Annotated in this window: 1 protein-coding gene and 1 pseudogene; one reads left to right on the top strand and one right to left on the bottom strand. The window is 70.4% G+C overall.

Going from position 1 to position 973, the window contains the following annotated elements; all coding sequences use genetic code 11:
- On the bottom strand, positions 1-650 hold a 650-nt coding region (gene afsQ1, locus ACOV8S_RS16400), incomplete at its 3' end, for a two-component system response regulator AfsQ1 (RefSeq protein WP_448318547.1).
- A gap of 202 nt (positions 651-852) precedes the next feature.
- Here afsQ1 and ACOV8S_RS16395 point away from each other — a divergent pair.
- Positions 853-973: pseudogene (locus ACOV8S_RS16395) on the top strand (SigE family RNA polymerase sigma factor); the annotation flags it as partial.

Genomic DNA, 973 nt, shown 5'->3' with positions numbered 1-973 from the left:
ACGCCCCGCACCGTGCGGATCAGCGTCGGGGAGGACGGCACGTCCTCCACCTTGGCGCGCAGCCGCTGCACGCAGGCGTCCACCAGACGCGAGTCGCCCAGGTAGTCGTGCTCCCACACCAGCCGCAGCAGCTGCTGGCGGGACAGTGCCTGCCCGGGGCGGCGGCTGAGCTCCAGGAGCAGCCGCAGCTCGGTCGGGGTGAGCTGCAGTTCCTCCCCGTTCTTGGTCACCGTCATCGCGGAGCGGTCGATGACCAGCGAGCCGAACGCCGCCGAGTCGCTCGACTCGCGCTCCCCGCGGCGCAGCACCGCGCGGATCCGGGCGTCCAGCACCCGGCCCTGCACGGGCTTGACCACGTAGTCGTCGGCGCCGGACTCCAGCCCGACCACCACGTCGATGTCGTCGCTGCGCGCGGTCAGCAGGATGATCGGCAGCTGGTCGGTCCGGCGGATCCGCCGGCAGACCTCGAAACCGTCGATTCCGGGCAGCATGACGTCGAGCACGATCAGATCCGGCCGCTGCTCGCGCAGCAACTGGAGACCGTCCTCACCGCTCGCAGCGGTCGCCACGCGGTGCCCCTGGCGGGTCAGGGAGAGCTCCAGGGCCGTACGGATGGCGTCGTCGTCCTCGATCAGCAACAGGGAAGGCACGGGCTCATTCTGGCCCATGGTCCCCACGGAGGGAATTCCGGTTGCCGGAACACCTGTTCGCCCCAGCTCACGGCCCGGACGCGCGGATCGCGATCATCGTGCGGGGGGCCTGTGACAGGTCTGTGACAGTCGGGGGACACCGTCATGAAGTGTCCCCGGCAACATCTTCCTCACGGACAGGAACATGACGGGGAGGCGCGGGATGAGCACTCTGCTCAGCAATGGCACTGGTGCAGTGGCCACGCGTCTGCACGACGTGGTGATCCGGGGGGAGCGGTCCGGCGTCGTGGGGGCGCGGGGCTGCGTGCGGGGAACCGGCAGCC

Source organism: Streptomyces sp. CO7, assembly GCF_053474865.1.
This window is presented reverse-complemented; position numbering and strand designations above follow the sequence as displayed.